At 71.0% G+C, this 19744-nt stretch carries 18 protein-coding genes and 1 pseudogene; 13 read left to right on the forward strand and 6 right to left on the reverse strand.

The features are described from left to right. Positions 1 to 9: 9 nt before the first annotated feature. Positions 10 to 618: a reverse transcriptase domain-containing protein gene (locus F7R91_RS40545; protein WP_331000734.1), complete on the reverse strand. Its 609-nt coding sequence runs from the start codon at positions 616 to 618 to the stop codon at positions 10 to 12. Positions 619 to 620: 2 nt separating this feature from the next. Beyond that, a complete protein-coding gene (locus F7R91_RS44180; protein ID WP_331000735.1) occupies positions 621 to 848 on the reverse strand; it encodes a hypothetical protein in 228 nt (75 codons plus the stop codon). A gap of 662 nt (positions 849 to 1510) precedes the next feature. Between F7R91_RS44180 and F7R91_RS43745 the strand changes: the two genes are divergently transcribed. The 3 genes from F7R91_RS43745 to F7R91_RS43540 all read left to right on the forward strand — a co-directional run bounded on the left by F7R91_RS43745 (position 1511) and on the right by F7R91_RS43540 (position 2801). Continuing rightward, positions 1511 to 1840: a transposase gene (locus F7R91_RS43745; protein ID WP_099918354.1), complete on the forward strand. Its 330-nt coding sequence runs from the start codon at positions 1511 to 1513 to the stop codon at positions 1838 to 1840. Beyond that, the gene (locus F7R91_RS40555) at positions 1828 to 2256 is read left to right on the forward strand and encodes an IS3 family transposase (protein WP_150958727.1); all 429 of its coding nucleotides are present in this window, start codon (positions 1828 to 1830) and stop codon (positions 2254 to 2256) included. The genes F7R91_RS43745 and F7R91_RS40555 overlap by 13 nt, the downstream gene beginning before the upstream one ends. 101 nt (positions 2257 to 2357) lie before the next feature. Continuing rightward, a complete protein-coding gene (locus tag F7R91_RS43540; protein ID WP_225321093.1) occupies positions 2358 to 2801 on the forward strand; it encodes a hypothetical protein in 444 nt (147 codons plus the stop codon). Between the two features lie 311 nt (positions 2802 to 3112). Here F7R91_RS43540 and F7R91_RS40575 read toward each other — a convergent pair whose 3' ends face one another. Further along, positions 3113 to 3307, reverse strand: a complete 195-nt coding sequence (locus tag F7R91_RS40575) for a hypothetical protein (RefSeq protein ID WP_191971876.1) — start codon at positions 3305 to 3307, stop codon at positions 3113 to 3115. A gap of 353 nt (positions 3308 to 3660) precedes the next feature. Here F7R91_RS40575 and F7R91_RS40580 point away from each other — a divergent pair, with 353 nt between their 5' ends. From F7R91_RS40580 to F7R91_RS40610, 6 genes are all read left to right on the forward strand, one after another. Continuing rightward, entirely contained in the window at positions 3661 to 4920 is a 1260-nt protein-coding gene (locus F7R91_RS40580; RefSeq protein WP_150958731.1) for a hypothetical protein, read from the forward strand. A 1155-nt stretch (positions 4921 to 6075) separates the two neighbouring features. Next, a complete protein-coding gene (locus F7R91_RS40590; RefSeq protein ID WP_225321094.1) occupies positions 6076 to 7647 on the forward strand; it encodes a TIGR02677 family protein in 1572 nt (523 codons plus the stop codon). Beyond that, complete coding sequence (locus F7R91_RS40595; protein WP_150958735.1) at positions 7644 to 9194, forward strand: TIGR02678 family protein; 1551 nt, start codon at positions 7644 to 7646, stop codon at positions 9192 to 9194. The genes F7R91_RS40590 and F7R91_RS40595 overlap by 4 nt, the downstream gene beginning before the upstream one ends. After that, entirely contained in the window at positions 9191 to 13339 is a 4149-nt protein-coding gene (locus tag F7R91_RS40600; RefSeq protein WP_150958737.1) for a TIGR02680 family protein, read from the forward strand. Before F7R91_RS40595 ends, F7R91_RS40600 begins: the two co-directional genes overlap by 4 nt. After that, a complete protein-coding gene (locus F7R91_RS40605; protein ID WP_225321095.1) occupies positions 13329 to 14615 on the forward strand; it encodes a TIGR02679 family protein in 1287 nt (428 codons plus the stop codon). The genes F7R91_RS40600 and F7R91_RS40605 overlap by 11 nt, the downstream gene beginning before the upstream one ends. Before the next feature lie 223 nt (positions 14616 to 14838). Next, positions 14839 to 15027: a hypothetical protein gene (locus F7R91_RS40610; protein WP_150958740.1), complete on the forward strand. Its 189-nt coding sequence runs from the start codon at positions 14839 to 14841 to the stop codon at positions 15025 to 15027. Here the strand turns inward: F7R91_RS40610 and F7R91_RS40615 are convergent. Together F7R91_RS40615 and F7R91_RS44480 are read right to left on the reverse strand one after the other, a co-directional pair. Next, positions 15008 to 15346 carry a hypothetical protein gene (locus F7R91_RS40615; protein WP_150958742.1) on the reverse strand — a complete coding sequence of 113 codons (339 nt, stop codon included), beginning with the start codon at positions 15344 to 15346 and terminating at the stop codon, positions 15008 to 15010. The two genes, F7R91_RS40610 and F7R91_RS40615, sit on opposite strands and share 20 nt — an antisense overlap. A 37-nt stretch (positions 15347 to 15383) precedes the next feature. Next, a pseudogene (locus F7R91_RS44480) lies at positions 15384 to 15797 on the reverse strand (TOTE conflict system archaeo-eukaryotic primase domain-containing protein); the annotation flags it as partial. Between the two features lie 180 nt (positions 15798 to 15977). On the opposite strand from F7R91_RS44480, the gene F7R91_RS40620 reads away from it, so the two are divergent. Both F7R91_RS40620 and F7R91_RS40625 read left to right on the forward strand, forming a co-directional pair. After that, a complete protein-coding gene (locus F7R91_RS40620) occupies positions 15978 to 16340 on the forward strand; it encodes a hypothetical protein (protein WP_150958744.1) in 363 nt (120 codons plus the stop codon). Next, entirely contained in the window at positions 16337 to 16996 is a 660-nt protein-coding gene (locus tag F7R91_RS40625) for a nucleotidyl transferase AbiEii/AbiGii toxin family protein (protein WP_150958746.1), read from the forward strand. Before F7R91_RS40620 ends, F7R91_RS40625 begins: the two co-directional genes overlap by 4 nt. Positions 16997 to 17698: 702 nt before the next feature. Here F7R91_RS40625 and F7R91_RS40630 read toward each other — a convergent pair. Continuing rightward, positions 17699 to 18127, reverse strand: coding sequence for a GMC oxidoreductase (locus F7R91_RS40630; RefSeq protein ID WP_150958748.1), 429 nt, complete (start codon positions 18125 to 18127; stop codon positions 17699 to 17701). Positions 18128 to 18537: 410 nt separating this feature from the next. Between F7R91_RS40630 and F7R91_RS40635 the strand changes: the two genes are divergently transcribed. Both F7R91_RS40635 and F7R91_RS43545 read left to right on the forward strand, forming a co-directional pair. Then, positions 18538 to 19446 (forward strand): hypothetical protein, encoded by a 909-nt coding sequence (locus tag F7R91_RS40635; RefSeq protein ID WP_150958750.1) that lies wholly within the window; start codon positions 18538 to 18540, stop codon positions 19444 to 19446. Then, on the forward strand, positions 19446 to 19744 hold a 299-nt coding region (locus F7R91_RS43545), incomplete at its 3' end, for a hypothetical protein (protein WP_225321096.1). The genes F7R91_RS40635 and F7R91_RS43545, both read left to right, overlap by 1 nt.

Here is a 19744-nt window from a genome sequence, read left to right on the forward strand (position 1 = left end):
CCGAGAAGATCACCATCCGGCACCGCATCCCGATCCGCGAACACACCCAAGCCGACCACGGTCAGTCACCGGACGCCGACGCCGAGGGCGACATGCACACGGGTTATCCATTGCGTTGGAGGCGTGAGGATCCCGCCCTGGGGAGTGCCGGTGGCGGTGTCCTTTGGCGATGCCGTGGTGCATGACCCCGGCCTTCAAGAACGCCTTCACCAGTGCCAGGACGCGTTTGTCGGAGATCCTGGTCCGCAGCCGGTTCATCAGGGCGGTGTGATCGATGTTGTCGAAACATGCCTCGATGTCGGCTTCCAGGACCATGTGGTAGCCCCGGCGGGCCAGGTAGACGATCTCCGCGATGGCGTCATGGGCTCGGCGGCCCGGCCGGAACCCGTAGGAGACCGGCAGGAAGTCGGCCTCGAAGACGGGCTCCAGGACCGCCTTCAGCGCGGCTTGCACGACCCGGTCCTTCACGGTCGGGATGCCAAGATCGCGCATCTTCCCGTTGGACTTGGGGATCTGGGTGCGCCGCACCGGCGTAGGCCGGTAGGTCCGCGCCTTGAGCTCGTCCCTGATCTCCATCAGGAACGGCTGTACTCCCGGCCCGGACTCGATCGCGGCCACGGTCAGCCCGTCGATCCCGGCCGTCTTCGCCCGGTGTTGCCCGCGACCCTGTTCCAGGCGTCGATCAGGAATCCCGGGTCGCAGACCAGGTTGTACAGATCGTCGAATCGGCGCGTGACGTCTGCCCGCGCCCACTGGTGCAACTTGAGCTGCATCTTCCGTACCGGGACACCCGGCCTCCATGGGGCGGCCGTCCCGGCCCCGGTGTTCACCAGGGCGTCTTCGAGCATTGCAGTCTTCTCCTTGTCTGACACGCTGCCGCCCTTCCCCGTGTGGCCGGCTTTCCCGGCCCCGGAGTACTACGGCGGCTCCGCCCCGTCCGCGCCCTTCGGCGGGCAACGCGCCTATCCCGTCCCGCGCCGCTGGCGGCGGCCCGGGTCGGGAGCAGATCGTGGACGGTTCCCACGTTCACCGCTGATCGATCGACGGGTGAGATGCCCGGCTATACCCCTGCGGCATCGCCACGGTTACGCCGTAGTCCTTCGCCGTGGCCTCCCGGACCCAGCAGGGGAAACCAGCCCGGGAGTTCACCGACAGTCACCGCCCTGGTGGCGCGGGGAGCCGTCGGATACGCGCCGCCAACCAGCCCATATTCACCGGATTGAGTGAGCTGGCACGCTATCGAGAGGCGTAACAACACCGGTTCCTCGCGTACACCTTCCCGTCTCGCTCACCAGGCCCGGCCCATCCGGCGATACTGAACCGGCCCGACTTCGTCACGACTGCTTGCCGTCCTTCCCGGCGTTCCTCCAGGTCAGACTGTCGTCAGCTTCACCCGCCTGCTACGACAGGGCGGGCGGCGGAGTCCTTTCACCTCCGCTCGATCACACGGCGCCTCGTGGCGCACCCCCTCCTACTGTGGAGACCGTGACTGGAGGGATAGTTGGGGGTCATGGCATCCAGGAAGCGCATCTACGACGCCGAGTTCCGTGAGGGGGCGGTACGGATCGTGACGGAGACCGGGAAGCCGATTCCGGAGGTGGCCGAGGATCTGGGCATCCATCCCGGGACGCTGCACAGCTGGGTCTCGCGGGCCCGGCGCAACGGGTCGCCGTCGTCGGACCGGCCGGCGGCCGAGCCGTCGGGTGGTCGGCTGCGGGAGAGCGAGCGGGCGGAGCTGGAGCGGCTGCGGGCCGAGGCCAGGGAGAAGGACAAGCGCATCCGCGAGCTGGAGATGGAACGTGATGTGTGCAAGCGATTCGTGGCCTTGTGGGTGAAGTAGCTGAGGCGGACCCGGCCGTGGCGGTCGGGGTGATCAGCAACTGCAAGGCCGAGGAGGGCATACCGCATCGCGTCGCCTGCCGGGCTCTGGGGGTGTCGGAGTCGTGGTACTACAAGTGGCGCGACCGGCCGCCGACCGAGCGGGAGATGCGCCGGCAGCACCTGGCGGAGGAGATCGAGGAGATCTTCCGCTGCTCCGGGGGCACCTACGGCTCGCCGAAGGTGTCCATCGAGCTGGTGCGCCGGGGCTGGCGGGTGTCGGTGAACACCGTCGCAAAGCTGATGGCCGAGCTCGGGCTGGCGGGCCGGAAGGTCAAGCGCCGCCGGTCGCTGACCAGGCCGGGCAGGCGGCCGGCCGCCCCGGACTTTGTCCCGCCGGGACTGGGTGGGCGACAGGACCGAGATCGACACCGGTGAGGGCAAGCTGTACTTATAAGTGCTGTACTTATAAGTTAGGTGGAATCACGCTGACGGATGGATCTGCCGCGGGGGTCGGTACGTCGTCGTGGGGTGTCGCGTTGAGCGTGTTCGTGACGGTGTTGTCGGAGAAGTGGCCGGTGCTGGACCGGCATGAGCGGGCGGCCGAGTGGCTGCAGATCTGGTCGGATCTGGGCCGGGCGCCCCGGACGATCGACGCGTACGCTCGCGGCCTGGGCGAGTTCCTGCTGGTGTGCGAGCGCGACGGGATCGACCCGGAGACCGCCAACCCGCACCGCCGCCCTGCCCCGCACCATGGCCCGGGGCCGACGGCAACGACATCTCCGCCACCACCGTGCGCCGCTGGCGAGACGAGCTGTGCCCGCAAGCTCGCACCCGCCGAAAGGGACGTCTACCTGATCACCAGCCTGCCGCCCGGCGCAGCCACCGGCGCCCAACTCGCTGCCTGGATCCGCGGCCACTGGACAGACCGGCCACGGCCCCGGCCGACGCCAAGAGGCCCAACAAGACCCGGGAGTCGGTGAGCAACTGGCGCAGCCGCTCCCGAGCGTCGGGGCCGTCCACCCCGTCCGTCCCGACGAGAAGGCGGTCGAACTGGAGGCGCAGCTCACGGAGCGCAGCAAGGGCCACCTGGTGGGCGGGCGCAAAGTCCGTCAGGTGGAGCGGTACTTCCTCACCCGTATCTCCGCGTCCGATGTCGACCCGGCCGACGCACTGTGACTGAACGTTTCACCTGGCGGGTGAGCACTTGAAGTGGCGGGGCGAACGTCGGAGCTGGCGCATCACGCTCCAGCCCCGTGGTTCGTGCTCAGCCAGCCGTGCGGGTCGTTCGCTCCTAGCCGTCGTCACTGATGGTCCCGTTCAGGTCCCGACGCCGGTTCCTCTCAGAGCGGCGCACCACCTCGCCCGCGGCGAGTGTCATGGTCGCCATGGCACGGACCCAGCGGGGCCCGCCACGCTCCGCCCACACCACACATCCGCACCCGCCGACAACGAGGGCCAAGACGCCGAGCAGTACCAGAACGATCATGTTCCCCACCTCTGCGTTCATTCGTTCGGTCCTGCTGATCGTCTCATGATCGTCTCAGGCCGGCAGGTCCCTCGTCAGAGGCCACGGGCATGGGGCTGGGCCTCTACGGGATCGTCAGCCCCACCTACCTCACCGAGGGACTGGCCGCATAGATCGTCTCCACGCTGCGAGGGGATTGACAAACAACCCATCCCCATCACGCATACCGAGATCATCCCGCATGAATGATCAGGCGGGTTACCTGTTACTGAGACACGCTCCTAGCCAAAGGTTCTCTCGTTCGGGGCTGCGCGTCGTTCGGCGCAAGGGTTCAACAAGCTTGTGGCGGCGTCGTTTTGGGGAGACTCAGCCGCATGCGGATCTTGAGTAACGGCGAACTCCTCCGCCATGAGGCGGTGTGGTTGCGGGATGTCGCGTCACGGACCCGCTGGTATGTCCAGGCGTTTCCCGATCTCGGCGACCAGGAGCGCCGCAGGGTTCGGATGGCTGTGCTGCACGCGTGGATCCGTAATCGCTACCCGGTCAGCCTGCAGTTCGTGGCCAACTACGTCGCCACTGTGGTTACCGCAGTCGGGGTGGCGGCAGCCTCTGTCACTGCCGGAGTGGTAGCCGCACTGTTCGCGACGGGCACGGGCGGTTCCGCCCGCGCGCCCTGGTGGCATTTTCCCACAGCGACCTGGGCCGCCGTCTGTGTCAGCACGCTCATCATTACCCGGGACGACATGCGCGAGATCGTCTCTCTCTTTCGTCGACTCGGCCTCCGCGGCACGATTCGGCGCGTCACGCATCCGCAGATTGCCTATTGGTTTGTACCGGGAATGGTGTTTGCCACTGTTGCCGTCGCCGCTGCGGCCTCCTGGCTGACCATTGACACCGCGCTATCCGCCCCGGCAGGCCAGCAGTTGATCACCGCTGCGACAGGGCTGTTCGGTGCGATCCTGGGCTTGCAAGTGGGCCGCTGGATCCGCACGGTTGAAGGGCTCATCAGCCGCAGATTTCGGCAGCCTCATCGACCTCGTCCCCTCGACGCTGTGCTGGTCGAACTCACGGCGGCCACATCGGCGTGTTTCCACGGGCGGGCCCAGTGGTGGCACCCGCGAAACATCGAGATCGTTAGGGCCCGACTTGCCGTCGCAACCGAAGCCGCCAAGGACACCGCGACCCTTCGACGTAGAACCTCGATCACGGAAGTCGCGGCAAGGCGCCAGGCGAGACAGTTCCACGCAGCTCTGGCAGAACTGATCCGACGCCACGACCGCGCGATCACTCAGGTGCGCACTGCCGAGGAGTACGACGCGATCACGGCCTCGCTGCGTATGGGTGTCCTTGCCCTCGCCACGGGCGACCTGGCGGCCCTCATGCAACACAGTGCTGCCGAGCCGCCTACGTCCCGGGCCGCCCGGCTCGTGCGCCGTACCGGCTCCAGCCTCGTCCTCGTCGCTTTCGCCGTGATCATCCCGCTGCTACCCGGAGTGGACAACGCCACCGGCGGGGCCGTTCGCGTGCTGCTGCTCATGACGGCCGCACTGGCCCTTACCCCGGCCAGTGACAGCGCCTCCGGCTCCATCCGATCCGCGCTCGAACGATCCCTGTTCACCAAGGGCACCTCATGACCGCCCCGAAAAGACACATACCAGAAACACCCAATGGACGGCCCCCGACCGGCCTCCCGGCCTCGCGCGTGCTGAATATCAGTACGTGCTACTCGAGCACGTCACCCTCAGCCCCAGCAGAATGGGCGACACAGGCCGCGCCGCACTCGTCCTCAACAGACACTGGAAATGATCTTCATTGGGACGACCTCAGCGGCAGCAGTGTAGAGATATGGAGGCACAGCAGTGTCTTCGGCGAGCACTACGGCCTGGGCAGTGTTAACTGCGGCCCTGGCACGGCCGGCGCCCACGAGGAGGGCGGAGTGGAAGGGGGCGCCGGGACCAGGCGGTTTGGGTGGGGAACCGGGTTCGGTTCCGCCGCTCATGTATGGTGTGCGCGGCTCAGATCACGCGGAGCAGCCGTTTGCCGCGCTGCGGCCGCGGCTACGGCGTCAGCGAATTCGTCCGGGGCCTCCATCGGCACGAAGTGTCCGATCCCGCGCAGGTTTGAAGCTGGAGGTCTGCGAAGTACTGGTCGAGCTGGTCGGTCCAAGCCGACGGGAACAGGGGATCACGGCCCGGCCAGAGTACCGTGGCCGGTATGTTCCGTGTCCCTCCGCCCTGCGGACGCACCCGCGTCGGCGGCAGCAACGGCTCCGCGATCTCCCACAACCCGTCCGGCACGATCCAACTCCACTTCTGCCTGACGACCTGTAGGCGGCCTCGTTGCGAACGTTCGTCCAACACGACCTGTCCCCCTGCCGGAGCGGGTCGGCTCAGGCGCGGTGGTCGGTTCCAGGAATGCGGTCCGGACTGCCGGGCGACAGTGAAGTGCGGTCCGATGGCGCCCTCAGAGCCGCGACGTGGACGGGTGGAGGGGCGAGCGGCGACCGAAGCCGCCGAGGGAGTCATGACCGGCGCCGCCGGTGCTCGGCGAGCCGTGGCCCGGCGGCCTGGTTCTGAGCCGGGGGAACCAGTCCGTGCCGACGCCGGCCGGATGTGTCCGAGGGATTAGGGGCGGAACGACCGTGCACGTCGGGCAGCTTTGGTGCGTGCGCGGAGTTTACCCGTGCCGCCCCGCTGGAGAGAGGGATTTCCGCAGGCGGGTGCCCTCACGGCAGACTGGATGGGCAATCTCCGACAACGATCCGCCATACGAGGAAGCCGCAGCCGCCCGTGAGTGACGATCCCCCACCCTCGATGCCCCCGGCCCCGGACCTTTCGGTTCCGGGCACCGACGACGGAGGCGCCTTCGGTATCGACGCGTTCACGCTCGACGACCGGCTGCGGCTGTTCCACTTCGCCGCCGCCGAGAAGCGGCACGAGTATCTGTGGCTGCTGCGCGCGTTCGACCGGGGCCGGGCCAACTACCAGGTGCTGCTGCACGCTTCGGAGGCGGCCGCACTCATCGGCGGGCTGGCCGCCGAGAATCCCGGCGCGGCGGCGGTCGGCGACGTACAGCCGCTGCTCGACGCCCTCGCCGAGTGGCGGGTGCTGGACCGCAGCTATGACGGAACGCGTGCGGCGAACCTGGCCGAGTACCGCAACCGGCACTACGTGTACCAGTTCACCCAGGCCGGATACCGCGCATACCGGGCGGTGGAGGACGTCGTGGGTGCGGCGCTGGAGGACGCGCAACTGTCCCGTCTGGTCTTCCCGGACATCCTCGCTGACCTGGCCGCACTGGCGGAGGCGAACGCCGCGGGCGACGCCGAGGAGGTGTACCGCAAGCTGGGGCGCCTGGACTCCGTGCTGAACGAGATGGCGCAGCGGGCCGCCCGCTTCTATCTGATGCTCGGTGATCTGGCGCGGACCAACGATGCCCGGCCCGAGGTGTTCCTCGCGCACAAGGACGCGCTGCTCGCACACATGCGGGAGTTCACCGCCGAGCTCGGCCGCTACGCGCCGCTGCTCGCCCAGGCGGTGGAGAAGGCCGCCGCGAGCGGTGTCGAGCGGATGGTCGAGTACGCCGCCGAGGCCGACGAGCGCCTCTTCCGCTCCCCAGCGGCGCGTCTCGACGACTGGCGGCAGCGATGGGCCGGCATCGTGCACTGGTTCGCCGAGCGCGAGCACAGTGAGGCCGAGCGGCTGCAGGACGCGACGGTCACCGCGATCCGATCCGTGCTGGCGCTGCTGCGCCGGGTGACCGAGGCGCGACGCGGCGGGGTGAGCCGGGAGAGCCAGCTGCGGCACCTGGCCCAGTGGTTCACCTCGTGCGCCGGGGACGACGACGCGCACGCGCTGTTCCAAGCGGTGTTCGGGCTCGGCGCGCCCCGCCACATCGCGGTCCCCTACGCCGACCCCGAGCTGATCGCGGGCCGTACGTCCTGGTGGGAGGCCGAACCGGTCGAACTCGCCCGCACCTTGGTGCAGTCGGGCCGTACCCCATCCCTCAAAGGGCCCGGCCGGATCGAGCGCAACGACGCCGAGCGGGCCCGGCTGCGGGCGACGCAGGTCCGCGAGCAGGCCGAACGGCGGGGCGCCGCCGTCTCGCTGGCCCGCGACGGCGCGTACGGCCGCGTCCTGGACGAGGCCGAGACACGTGCCCTGTTCTCCCTCCTCGACGTGGCGCTCGCCGCCCGGGTGCCGGTCACCCGGGGCGTGGGTGGCGGCGCCGCCGCTTCTGGCTCCGCACACGGGGTGCGTCTGACCCTCACTCCCACGCAGCCGGGGGAGTCCTTCACCACCGTGCGTACCGTGCGCGGTGATCTGCACCTGGACGGGCTGCGTCTGGAGGTCAGCGGATGAGTACGAGCGTGGCCGAGGGTGTCTCGGCCCTCGAACTGGCCGACTACCAAAAGGCGGTACGGCTGGTGCTGCGGCACCCGCTGATCACGCCGGTGTATCCGGATCGCACCGCCCTGGCGACCGTACGCCGCTGGGCGGAGCAGCTGCGCACCGACCTCATGGAGGTGCTCGGTTACCGGCTGATCACCACCGCGGACACCGCCCGCCTCCAGCGCGCCCAGGACCAGCTGGACGCCACCCGGCCCGCCCTCAGCCGCGCGGGGCGCCCCTTCGACCGCCGCCGGTACGCCTACCTTGCCCTCACCCTGGCCGCGCTCGGCCGGCATGGCGCTCAGGTGGCGCTCGGCGAGCTGGCGGACGCGGTGGCGGCCGACGCCGTACGCATCGAGGGTCTTGGTCTGGACACCGCCCGCAAGGCCGACCGGGACGCCTTCGTCGACGCCGTCACCTGGCTCACCGAACGCGGTGCGCTGCGGCTGGCCGACGGATCGGCTACCTCCTGGGCCTTGGATCCCGAGCAGGCCGAGGCGCTGTACGACATCGACCGGGAGGTCCTCGCCGCCGTGCATCAGCCCACCCGGGTGCTGCAGCACGTCACCTCGGTGCGGGCGTTGCTGGACTCGGCGGGCGCGCTGAGCCTGTCCGAGGGGCGTCAGGCCCGGCGTCGTTCGGCCGCCCGGCGGGCCCGTCGGCTGGTCCTGGAGAACCCGGTCGCCTACTACGCAGACGCCGACCCGGAGTTGACCGGCCAGCTGAGGGCGCCCGCGCTCGCCGAGGACCTGTCGCGGCTGACCGGTCTCGCCGTGGAGCGGCGTTCGGAGGGCATCGCCCTGGTGGACACCTCCGGCCGCCTGTCCGACCTGCGTTTCCCCGGCGGCGGCACGGTCGCCCAGGCCGCGCTGCTGCTCGGCGCCCGGATCAGCGAGGCGGCGGCACGTCATGGGCGGCACGCCCCCGAGCTGCTGCCCGCGCCGACGGCGGCCGAACGCCTGGCGGCGCGTGCCGACCGCATCGACCTGGCGCTTCCGGCGCACGGGGTGCTGGCTGAGCTCGCCGGTGCCCACGACGAGGCCGGCCTACGAGTGGGCGGGGCCATCGGCCAGTCGTACGGTGCGTACCGACAGGACGACTCGGAGAACGCGGAGAGCGTCGGAAGCGACCCTGGCGTCGACGGCCAGGACGGTGTGGAGACCCGCTACCCGTTCGTCACCACCTCCTGGCTGCGCGGCCGAATGCGGGACATCACCGCCCAGTACGGCGCGGGCTTCGCCGCCGACCTGCGCGGCGACCCCGACCGGCTGCTCGAGAAGGCCCTGGACCTGCTGAGCGCGATGTCGCTGACCGCCCGGGTGGACGGCGGGGTGCTGGCCCTGCCGCTGCTCGCCCGCTACCGGGGCGTCACGGCCGAGGTGAAGACGCGGATGCCCCAGCCCAGGAACGGGCCGCCGCCCGAAGCCGCCGTCGATTCCCCGTCCCAGCCCGCCGCTGGTTACGCGCCCCAGCCCGCCCTGTTCCCCGCCCACGACGTGAAGGACGCTGTCGAGTGAGCGCCACGACCCCCGCCCCCCAGCCCCGATACGTGCCCACCCGTGCCGGGATCATCAACCTGTGGGACTACCGGGACGAGGAGTTCTCCTTCGCCGGCGGCTGGCTGGTGCTGCGCGGCCCCAACGGCTCCGGTAAGACCAAGGCCCTCGAAGTGCTCTTCCCGTTCGTGCTGGACGGACGGATCGACCCCAAGCGGCTCAACCCCTTCGCCGCCGAGGACCGCACCATGAAGTCCAACCTGCTCTTTCGCGGGCAGGAGGCGGCGCTCGGCTATGTCTGGATCGAGTTCACCCACCGCGCCACCGGCCAAGCGGTGACCTGCGGTATCGGTCTGCACGCCCAGCGGCACCGGGACACTCCAGCGCGCTGGCACTTCGTCGTCGACGGCCGGGTCGGCGAGGACTTCTCACTGCTCACCGCCGACGACCGGCCGCTGACCAGGAAGCAGCTGGCCGCGGAACTCGCCGAACTGGGCGGTGAGCCGATCACCTCGGCCACCGACTACCGGACCGCCGTCGACCAGCGGCTGTTCGGCCTGGGCCGGGAGCGCTACGAGCAACTGCTCACCCTCATCCTGACGCTGCGCCGTCCGCAGCTGGCGAAGAACCTCGACCCGGCCAAGCTCTCCGACACCCTCACCGAGGGCCTGCGCCCGCTGGATGAGGACCTGATCGCCGAAGCGGCCCGTTCCTTCGACGACATGGAATCCGTCCAGCGGACCCTGGACGGCCTCGTCGCCGCAGACGAGGCCACCCGGTCCTTCCTGGCGGCCTACTCGACGTATCTGCGGGTGAACGCCCGCGTCGCCGCCGACCGGCTCAGCGCCCGCCGCACCGAGACCGCCGAACGCGAGCGGGCCCACACCGCCGCGGCCGCGGAACTTGAGACGGCCCGTACGGCGCGGGCGGACGCGGACACCGGGGCCGATCAGGCCGAGGCCGCCCTCGCCGCCCTGCGCGCCGGCCTCGAGCAGCTGCGAACCTCGGCCGCCTACCAGGCCGTCGAGCAACTCGCCGACCTGGAACGCCTGGTGCGCACCTGTGAGCAGACCGCCCGGCAGGCCACCGCCGAACGCGAAAGGCGCACCGCGGCCACCGGCCGCGCCCGCGCCGAGGCCGAGCACTCGGCCCACCTGGCCGCTGAACTCGACACCGCTGTCAGCGCCGCGGCCGCCGCGCTCGCCGACCACGCCCACCGCGCGGGCATCGCCTGGAGCGCCGCCGATGCGGCCCCCGACGCCTTCGCCGACCGCGCCTCGGCGCGCGCCGAGGCCCGCCATGAGGGCGTTCGCGCGGTGCGCGCGGCCGTCCAGCGGCTGCGCGACACCGAGCAGACCCGCCGCGCGGCCCGCACCGGACTCGACCGCGCCCAGGAGGCGGCCCAGGAGGCCGAGACCGACGAACGCGAGGCGGACGCCGAGCTCGCCGCCGCCCACGCGCGGGCGCGGGCGGAGCTGGAGCAGTGGACGCAGCAGTACCACGCCCTGCTGCCCGAAGGGACCGAGGGCCGTCTGGCGACCGCCCTGGACCTGGCCGCCGAAGCGGCCGGCACCCCGGCCGACGGGGAACGGGGCAGCGCCGCGACCGAAGACGTCACCCTGCCAAGCGTCTTCACCGCGGCCACCGCTCCCGCGGTGCAGGAGCTGCGCGACCGCCTCGCCGGGCTACGCGCCCAGCACACCGGGCTTCAGGCCCGCCGGGCCGAGACCCAGGCCGAGCGCGAGCTGATCGCCGCCGAGCACGACGACGCGCCGCCCGCAGCCCGGGGCCGCACCGCCGACCGTGACCTTCGCACCGACAGCGGGGCCGCCGTACCGCTGTGGCGCCTGGTCGACTTCGCCGACGGTCTCGACGACGGGCAACGGGCAGGTGTGGAGGCCGCCTTGGAGGCCTCCGGCCTGCTCGACGCGCTCGTCACAGCCGAGGACCACCCGGTCACGGCCGGGGTCGGCGACGGCTTCCTGCGCGCCACCGCCGCCATCGACGGGCCCAGCCTCGCCGACCTGCTGCGCCCCGAGGAGACGGCGGCCCTCCCGGCCGCACGGATCACAGCCGTCCTGAGCTCCGTCGCCGTGGCCGGCGAGCCCGCCCCTGGCGGCGCGCACATCGCGCCGGACGGCCGCTACGCCGCCGGTGTGCTCATCGGCGCGCACTTGAAGGAGCACGCCGAGTACGTCGGCGCCACCGCCCGAGAGCGCCGCCGCGTGGCCCGGATCGCCGCCTGCGACACCCTCCTGGCCGAGCTGGACGCCGAGCTGGCGGAGCTGGCGCGTGAGCGGGCCCGTACCGAAGAGATCATCGAGGAATACGCCACCGCCCGCGCCGCCCTTCCCGCCACCACCGTCATCGCCCGGTGCCTGCGCGCCTTGGACCGGGCCTCCGCCTCCCTGCGCGCCAAGCGCGAGGCGACCGACGCCGCCCAGTCGGCGTACGACGAGGCGCAGGCCGCCTGCTCGGTCGCGGAACGGGCCCTGCGCCGCGCCGAGGCCGAGCATGCCGTGACCGCCGACCGCGCGGACGACACCGAAAGCGCCACCCGCGCCTTCGAGCGCGCGGCGGGCGACCTCGCCGCCCGGCGCCGCGAGCACACCCGGCAGGCCGAGACCGCGTCCGCCGCCGCCGACCGGCTGACGGCCGCCGCTGAGGACGAGGAGGCCGCGGCCGAGGCCGAACGCGCCGCCCGGCGCCGCCACACCGAGGAGGCCGCGGGCCTTGAGGCACTGCGCCAGGCCGTCGGTGCCGAGGCGCAGCAGGTCATGGCCCAGGTCGAACAGATCGAGAACGATCTGGAGGCGACCGAGGGTGAAGCCACCGTGGCCCGCGCCGCGCAGCACCGGGCGATCGCCGACCTCGCGGCGGCCGAGGCGCGCCGCACCGCCGCCGCCGAGGCGCGCCGGGTCGCTGCGGCGGAGGAGAAGGACACCGCCCGGAGCCTTCAGCCGTACGCCGCCCGCGAACTCCTCGACATCCTGCGCTGCCCGCCGGGCCTGGCCTGGCCCGCCCAGGAGGCCGACTGGGCCGGCGACCGGCTGCCGCTGGCCGCCGTGGCTGTCCACGAGGCGGTCCTGTCCGCCACCCGCGACCTGGCCCCCACCGAGAGCAGCGTCAAACAGTCCGTGACCCGCCTGACCAAGGCCCTGGAGGATCTGCACGCCCAGCTCGCCGCCGCCGGACAGGACTACCAGCCCGCCTGGGACAGCTCCAGCGGCGTCATCGTGGTCACCGTCGCCGACGAACAAGGGTCGCTGCCCATCGCCTCGTTCGCCGAGAAGATCGCCGACCACCGCCGCGACCAGGCCGAACTCCTCTCCGACTCCGAACAGCGGATCCTTGAGGACGCGCTGCTCACCCGCCTCGCCCAGCAGATCCACGAACGAACCGTGGACGCCCGTGACCTGATCCGCCGCATGAACTCCGACATGCGCGAGCGCCGGATGTCCTCGGGCACCACCGTCGGGGTGAGCTGGCTGCTCGCCGACGTCCTCGACGACGAGCAGCGCGCCGTGTGCGCCCTGCTGGACGCCGACGCCGCCCGCCTGGGCCCGGAGAAACTGGCCCGGATGCGCACCCACTTCGCCGCACAGATCAAGAACGCCCGCGCAAGCTACCGTGAGGCCCCCTACCGGCAACTGCTCGCCGAGGTGCTCGACTACCGGCGCTGGCGGCAGTTCGCCTTCCAGCTGGTCCGGCCCGGCGGCGAGGAGGAGCGCCTCACCCGCGCCCGGCACAGCCGCCTGTCCGGTGGCGAGCAGTCCGTCTCCCTGCACCTGCCGCTGTTCGCCGCCGCTCACGCCATGCTCAACTCCGCCCACCCCGACGCCCCGCGGCTGCTCGCCCTCGACGAGGCGTTCGCGGGCGTCGACGACACCGGGCGTGGTGAACTCATGTCGCTGGCCGCACAGTTCGACCTCGACCTGTTCATGACCGGATACGACCTGTGGGCCGTGCACGCCGCGGTCGGCGCCGCCGCCCACTACGACCTCGCGCACTCCGCCGTCGACCACACCGTCTCCGCACTGCTGCTGCTGTGGGACGGCGAACGCCTGCACGCCGACGAGACCGGAGAGCTGACCGCCGTCCTCGGCTCGCCGGGCACGCGCGGCGTCCACCGGGTACGGAAGACGGAGGCGAGCCTTGTCGACTGAGATGCCGCCCGAGACGTACGGGGAACTCACAAGCGACGGCTGGCGACGACTGCTCGCCGCGGCCCGCCGCAGGCTGGAGCGCACCGGCGGCGCCCTCGACGGCGAGATCGGGCTCAGCGCCCCCGGCGAGGCCGAACGCCGCACCGTCATCGGCGTCACCGGCCGCTACCGCCCCGAGACCGTCAAACGCCTCACCGTCCCCCTGCGTGACCTCGACAGCTACCTGTACGACCGCTACGGCACCGGCCTGCTCCAGACCCTGGGCCGCCTGCACGGCCCCCTGCGTGACCGGCCCGCCGAACGGGCCGACGAGTCCGCCCTGCGCACCCACTCCCTGGAGGCCGCCCGCGCCACACCCCTTGCCGATCAGGACTGGTACACGGCATGGCTGGAGCGGATCGCCGCCGACGGCACCCTCACCCGCCTGGTGCGCCGCGGCGACGCCCCCTTGCTCCAGGACGCCGTACGCGTCCTGGAGAAACTCCCCGGGCTGTCGGGCCGGCGGGGCGACTCGCGAACGCCGGGACGCGGCCCCCTCCCGCTGCCCGTACTCGGCGAATGGGCCACCGGCGACACCAAGTCCCTGATGCCCGGCAGCCCGCTCGAACAACTCGTCCTGCGCGCCCTCGCCCAGCGGACGGCCGGTGCCGGGAACGCCGATGCCGTACCCCGTGACCGGGCGGGCCGCCGCGCTCTGTGGGAGAGCGCCGGAGCCGTCGCGGACGACCTCGCCAGCCAGGTCCTCGTCCTGAACATCGGTGCCCGGGGCGAGAACGTGGTCTGCAACTGGCTGCGCGACGCCGCCGGCTTCGGTATCCCCTTCCGACTCACCCTCCACCAATTGACCCTCGACGTTGTCGTGCCCGGCGCACGCGACATCCACGTCTGCGAGAACCCCGCCGTCCTGCGCGCGGCCGCCGCCGAACTCGAGGACCGCGCCGCGGCCCTGGTCTGCACCGAAGGCATCCCCTCTGCCGCCTGCCACAAGCTCCTCGCCGACGCCGCCCGCGCCGGGGCGCGCCTGAACTGGCGCGCCGACTTCGACTGGACGGGCCTGCGCATCACCGCCACCGCCGTCGAGCGTCACGGCGCCCGCCCTTGGCGGATGACCGCCGCCGACTACCGGGGCGCCCTGGACCAGGGGGAGTCCACCCCGCTCACCGGCCCACCCGCACCGAGCCCCTGGAATCCCGAACTCGCCCACGCCATGGGCGTCTCGGGCCGCTCAGTCATGGAGGAGCGCCTGCTGCCCGCGCTTCTGTCCGACCTCGGCTGAGGCGACCACCGCGTACGAGTCCGCCGCGGGCCGGCGATGGCTACGGGTGGACGGCCGGGGGCGGGCTGCCGCTGGTGCCGGGGTCGGCGGACCAGCGGAGCGCAGCCTCGGCAAGTGGGTCCGGCGCATTCGCGGGGTGGTGAGGGGCCCGGTCAAGGGAGCCCCCGGAGCTGCGGGCCGCGGGCTGGGAGGCAGATGCGGCTGCAGAACAATGAGGCTCACCTTGGTGTTGACCGATGTCACGGGTGTGAGCGGCCGGGCGATCCTTAAGGCCCTCATCGCCGGGGAACGTGACCCCGAGCAGCTGGCCGGCCTCGCCGTCGGCAAGGCCCGCGCGAAGATCCCAGCCCTGATCGAAGCCCTGGACGGCGAGTTCACTCACCATCACGCGTTCAGCCGGCGGTGGCGATGAGCTGGGCGGCCTCGTCTGCCAGGCCACGGGGCAGCCCCAGCCAGTCGGGATCACGGGCATCGAAGCAGCAGACGAGGCGCGGGGTGCCCCAGGCGGAGAAGCGCTGGTTCTGCTTGCGGTAGAACTCCGGGTTGTGGAACGACGCGGCATGCTTGAGTGCGGCCAGCAGCTGCGGCGGCAGCCCGGTCGTGGAGATCGCCAGCATCGCCGAGAGCTGGGCCTGAACGCGCGCGGGCGCCTTGCCGAGGGCCTTGCGGCGGGGCTTGGCCCCCAGCTCCGGGGCGGTCGGGGAAGGCCCGGCCTTGACCGGGCCGAGCATGTCGACGAGCGAGGCGACGTCGGCCGGGGGACAGTCTCTCGGTGTGCGAGAGGTGGGCGGACTGGTCCGGATACGGTTGCCAGGTGTCGGCGTCTACGAAGACGGTGGTGCCCTTGGCGCGGGAGACACCGTGCAGCGGCAGCGCGATCAGGCTGCCGAACCGGAAGGGCGTGACGACGTGCGCCGGGACCTGGCCCGGGCCGCAATCGGATCTCCAAGCTGCTGCTGCGGCAGGGCCAGGTCTGGCGGGGCGGGCTGGACCTGTATCCATCACGAGTGACTGCGCAAGCAGCGGTTCATCGACGCTGACACGCAGTTCGCCTTCGACAACGGGCTGGAGGAAGTTCTGGCCCAAGACCATGCGTGACTGCTTCGACCAGCGCATCGCCCACGCTGCCGCGCGTCCCGAATGGTCCCCGGTGATGCGCCGGCTGGCCTGCCTGCGCGGCATCGACACCCTGTCCGCGTTGGGCCTGGCCGTCGAGGTCGGCGACTGGCCGCGGTATTACCGGCGCGACCATCGGTGCCTATCTCGGCCTTGTGCCCAGCGAGCACGGTGCCTGATCCACCCATACGGCAGGAGAGCCGGGCATCTGCCATGGCGCCGCCGCGTACCAGCGATACTGGATGCATGGATGTGACGACCACCGCCCCGCGCGCTGAGGTGCTGCGGGACCGTTACCGCAGTCGGTTGCCCGAGTGTCTGGACGAGCTGGCCGGCCCTGTCGAGGGCACTGTCGACCTGCCGCTCCACGTCGTCTGGTCCGGGCGGACGAGCTACAGTCTGGACCGCCCGAAGTCCCGCATGACGCTCTACCGGACCGTCCTGGCTGAGGGTCTGCGCGAGGACCTGGCGGCCTTCCTGCACCACCGGCTGCTGGCCGAGCAGTGGCCCGTTCTGAGCCGCTTGGTCAGCCCCTACATCCGCGAGGTCTGGGAGAACGCCTTCCCCGAGCTGTCCCGCACTGCTCCGGCCGACGAGACCGCCGCGTGAAGCTCACCCCGCTCCACGAGCGTCTCCTTGCCGATATCCTCGACCTTGGCTCCCCCTACCCTCTGGTCCTCACCGGCGGATACGCCGTGCAGGCCCATGGCCTGGTCGAACGCTTCAGCCGTGACCTCGACGTCGCCACCGAGAATCCCGCTCCGATGGACGAGATCGTCGCTGTCCTCGCAGTCGGCCTCACCGCGCGCGGCTGGCGGACCACACATGTCCAGACCGACCCACTCAGCGGCCGGTTCCTGGTCACCGACCCGGACACCGGCGAGAAGTGCGAGGTTGACGTCCTCAAGGAGGCATTCTGGGCCCCGCCCGCCCAGACCCCCTACGGCCCCGTCCTCTCGCTCGACGACGTGATCGGCACCAAGGTCCGCGCCCTCGCCGACCGCGGCACCGTCCGCGACCTCATCGACGTCCAGGCCGCCTCCCGCCACCGCTCCACCGCCGACCTCGAATCCCTCGGCCGCCGTCGCGCCCACGACGAGTTCAGCCTGGAAAACCTCCGTGACCGGCTCACGGGTGCGGACTGGTACGAGGACGAGGACTACGCTGCGTACGGACTCACCTCCCGGCAGATCGAAGAGCTCAAGACGTGGGCGCTGGCGTGGGCGGAGGACCTGGGGGCGCGGATCCACGACGAGAACGCCTGACAGGAGGCCGCACCCCTCTCCCGACGGCGTGATCACGCGCTGGTCGTGGAGTCGAGGAGCTCGTCCCCGACGGTCTTGCCGCCGGTCGGGTAGGGGACGCAGTCCCAGGTGGTCGGGGAGGGCTGGGACAAGCGCCAGGCCGCGCCCGCCGGTCGGAGTGGATCGGGTTCGGCGTCCGCCCGAGGACGTCGTGGGCACAGGTCCCTGTGGGCTTCGGTGATCTTGATGCGGAGGCAGCTGCGCGATGCCGCGCAGCAGGCAGGTCACGCGGAGCACGGCCGGGCACCTTCCGGTCGGCCGGCCGCGTCGGTGATGCGCTGGTTGAAGCGGTTGCGCAGGGCTCCAGGGTTGAGGGCTGACTCCAGACCGTTATCGAAGGTGAACTGCGTGTGGCACGACGAGATGAGGCGAAGCGGGCGGGGGTGCGGTGTTGCGCAGTGGGCGGTTATCGGGCGGGGGACCGGCGGTGGATCCAAACGGCGGTTCTGGGGTCGGTGGACTCCGAGAAGCCTCTCGTCCTGCCGCTTGAAGCGATCGAACTGGACGCGTTCGTAAGCGGTACGAGGGACAGACGTTCTGGTGCGGGAGCATTCGATCTTGCGTGGCGTGGGGGCGCGCGGAGGGCGGGTAGGTAGCTCTGATGCTGCGGACTCCGCTCTGCCCGTGCCTGGCCGACATTTCGGCACGGCTGGGTCTTCGTGGTCATGGGACGTGCTCAACGAGCTGCTTGGTCAAGGTCAGGCCCGTGAGCACCGGGTTTACCGACCCGACCGTGGGAAACAGCGATTGGTCGCACGGGTAGGCGTTGCCCACGTGATGGAACTTGCCCACGGGGTCGGTCACCGAGGTCTGCGGAGTGTCTCCCATCCACAGGGTCCCCGATTCGTGGTACGTCGTTCCCAGCCCGCGGTGCCAGTCCGGGAACGGCCGGTTCAACGGGAAGGGGGTAGCCTGCCAGGCTCCGTCGTAGAGGTACTCGATGGCGGCGGCGTTGCCGGCGAGGCCCTGAGCGAGGTCGAGCGCCGCCTTGTCCATTCTGTCCCAGACGGTGGCGTCCTGCTGGCTCAGCGCGATGTGGACGTAGGCGCGTGGCACCCCGAACTCGTCATGGGTGTGAGGGCTGAGGTTCACGTGCGGATCTCCTGGCGCCGCGAGCGCCTACCGCTCGGATTGGGGGTGCGGACGCACACCTTGAGGTCCTTTGGCCGATGTCGAGTGCGGCGCACCGCTCGTTGCAGTACGTCCATGAACCCACCTCCTGGAACAGCACTTGCCGAAGTGCCGTCCGGAGGAGCCACAGGGCTGGAAAGAGTCTGGTCCGCGTGCTGCTGCAACAATCGACGGTCCCTGTCAGCGGTTCCCGACGCCATACTGACACGCGAGCTCACAAGGCATCACAGATTCGTCGGCGTCCCGGACGGACACCGGCCCCATTTTCCCGCCACCACGGCGGCCGGCGCAGCGGCCTGGGTTACTGACACGGTTCGCGAACTGGACCTGGTCCCTGGCCGAGACGCAGCCGGACCAGCACCCAGCCCATCATGCTGTACTGGTCGACGTTCCCGTCCGTCCTGGTGGACGACTTCAAGGTGTTCACCCTCGCGGTGCTCGACTGCCCCTATCCACCGGCCCTGAGCAGGATCACGGGACTGGAGCGGGCCAGCGTCGCCACGGTGCTCCTGTGGTTCAAGCGCCTCCGCGTCTTCGCGACCTGGCTGCGGCATCGCCCGGCTCCGGGAGTGACCGATCACGATCTCGACCGCTACCTCGACCACGTGCGCGCGATCCAGGCCAGCACCAACACGCGCCGTCAGCTCCTGAACGCCGTGCGCGCCATCTGGGCCTACGCACCGCAGTTGCCGCCAGAACACCGCATGTCCGTCAGGGAACCGTGGCAGGGCCGCTCCCCTGGGGAACTGGCCGAGGACATCAAGACCGGCCGGGGCAACAAGACCCCGCGGATCGAAGCCGCCACCATGACCGCGCTGCTCGACTGGGCCCTGCGCATCGTGGAGGACATCGGGCCAGACGTCCGCGACGCGTGGCGGGAATTCCGGCAGCTGTACCCGGGCACCCATCTCAGCCACCGCCGGTACGACGGGCTGCCGCAGGCCGAGCGGATGAAGCTCTTCCTCCAGGCCGCGCGTGAAGAGGGCAGGGAGCTGCCTGGCGACCCGGAGCGTCCCGGCGCCATCGACTTCAGGTATGTGGCCTGCCTCATCGGGCTGCCCGCGCTGTCCGGCTCCCTGTCTGGGGCCTCCCGGTCGCTGGCCGAAGCCGCCGGGTTGCCGGTGGCCGAGGACTTCTTCATCGGCCGCATCACGGGACGGATCGACGGCCGTCCCTGGCGGGAGCGGCCGCTCACCGTGTCCGAACTCCCCGCGCTCGTCTTGGTCGTGACCGCGGCATGCTTCGTCACCGTGTCGTACTTGTCTGGTATGCGCCAGTAGTGGCCAATCTGCCTCGCGGCTGCCGGGCGGAGGACGCCGAGTCCGGGGAACTGCTGCTGCTCGGGCACCGGGGCAAGGGGTACGACCGCAACGCGGCCGAGACGCAGCGGCCGGCAACTCGTCCCTGGGCCGTCGTCAGCCCGGTGCACCAGGCCATCCGTTGTTCTTCGCAGGGAATCCCGGCCTTCAGGCCGGGCGGGAATGCGATCTTCGGCCCGGAGGCGCGCAGCGCCGGAGTTCTCTGCGCCTGTGTGGTGAGGGTCAGGCTGGGCGCTTCTGGTTCTCGATGTAGTCCTTG

Origin of the sequence: Streptomyces luteolifulvus (genome assembly GCF_008806595.1) — a bacterium.
GTDB lineage: Bacteria > Actinomycetota > Actinomycetes > Streptomycetales > Streptomycetaceae > Streptomyces > Streptomyces luteolifulvus.

What these genes read in the sequence shown, in the direction of transcription:
- F7R91_RS44180 (WP_331000735.1), bottom strand. Translation starts at nt 848, where the DNA reads ATGCTCGAAGACGCCCTGGTGAACACCGGGGCCGGGACGGCCGCCCCA.
- F7R91_RS43745 (WP_099918354.1), top strand. Translation starts at nt 1,511, where the DNA reads ATGGCATCCAGGAAGCGCATCTACGACGCCGAGTTCCGTGAGGGGGCG.
- F7R91_RS40575 (WP_191971876.1), bottom strand. Translation starts at nt 3,307, where the DNA reads ATGATCGTTCTGGTACTGCTCGGCGTCTTGGCCCTCGTTGTCGGCGGG.
- F7R91_RS40580 (WP_150958731.1), top strand. Translation starts at nt 3,661, where the DNA reads ATGCGGATCTTGAGTAACGGCGAACTCCTCCGCCATGAGGCGGTGTGG.
- F7R91_RS40595 (WP_150958735.1), top strand. Translation starts at nt 7,644, where the DNA reads ATGAGTACGAGCGTGGCCGAGGGTGTCTCGGCCCTCGAACTGGCCGAC.
- F7R91_RS40615 (WP_150958742.1), bottom strand. Translation starts at nt 15,346, where the DNA reads ATGCTCGGCCCGGTCAAGGCCGGGCCTTCCCCGACCGCCCCGGAGCTG.
- F7R91_RS40620 (WP_150958744.1), top strand. Translation starts at nt 15,978, where the DNA reads ATGGATGTGACGACCACCGCCCCGCGCGCTGAGGTGCTGCGGGACCGT.
- F7R91_RS40635 (WP_150958750.1), top strand. Translation starts at nt 18,538, where the DNA reads ATGCTGTACTGGTCGACGTTCCCGTCCGTCCTGGTGGACGACTTCAAG.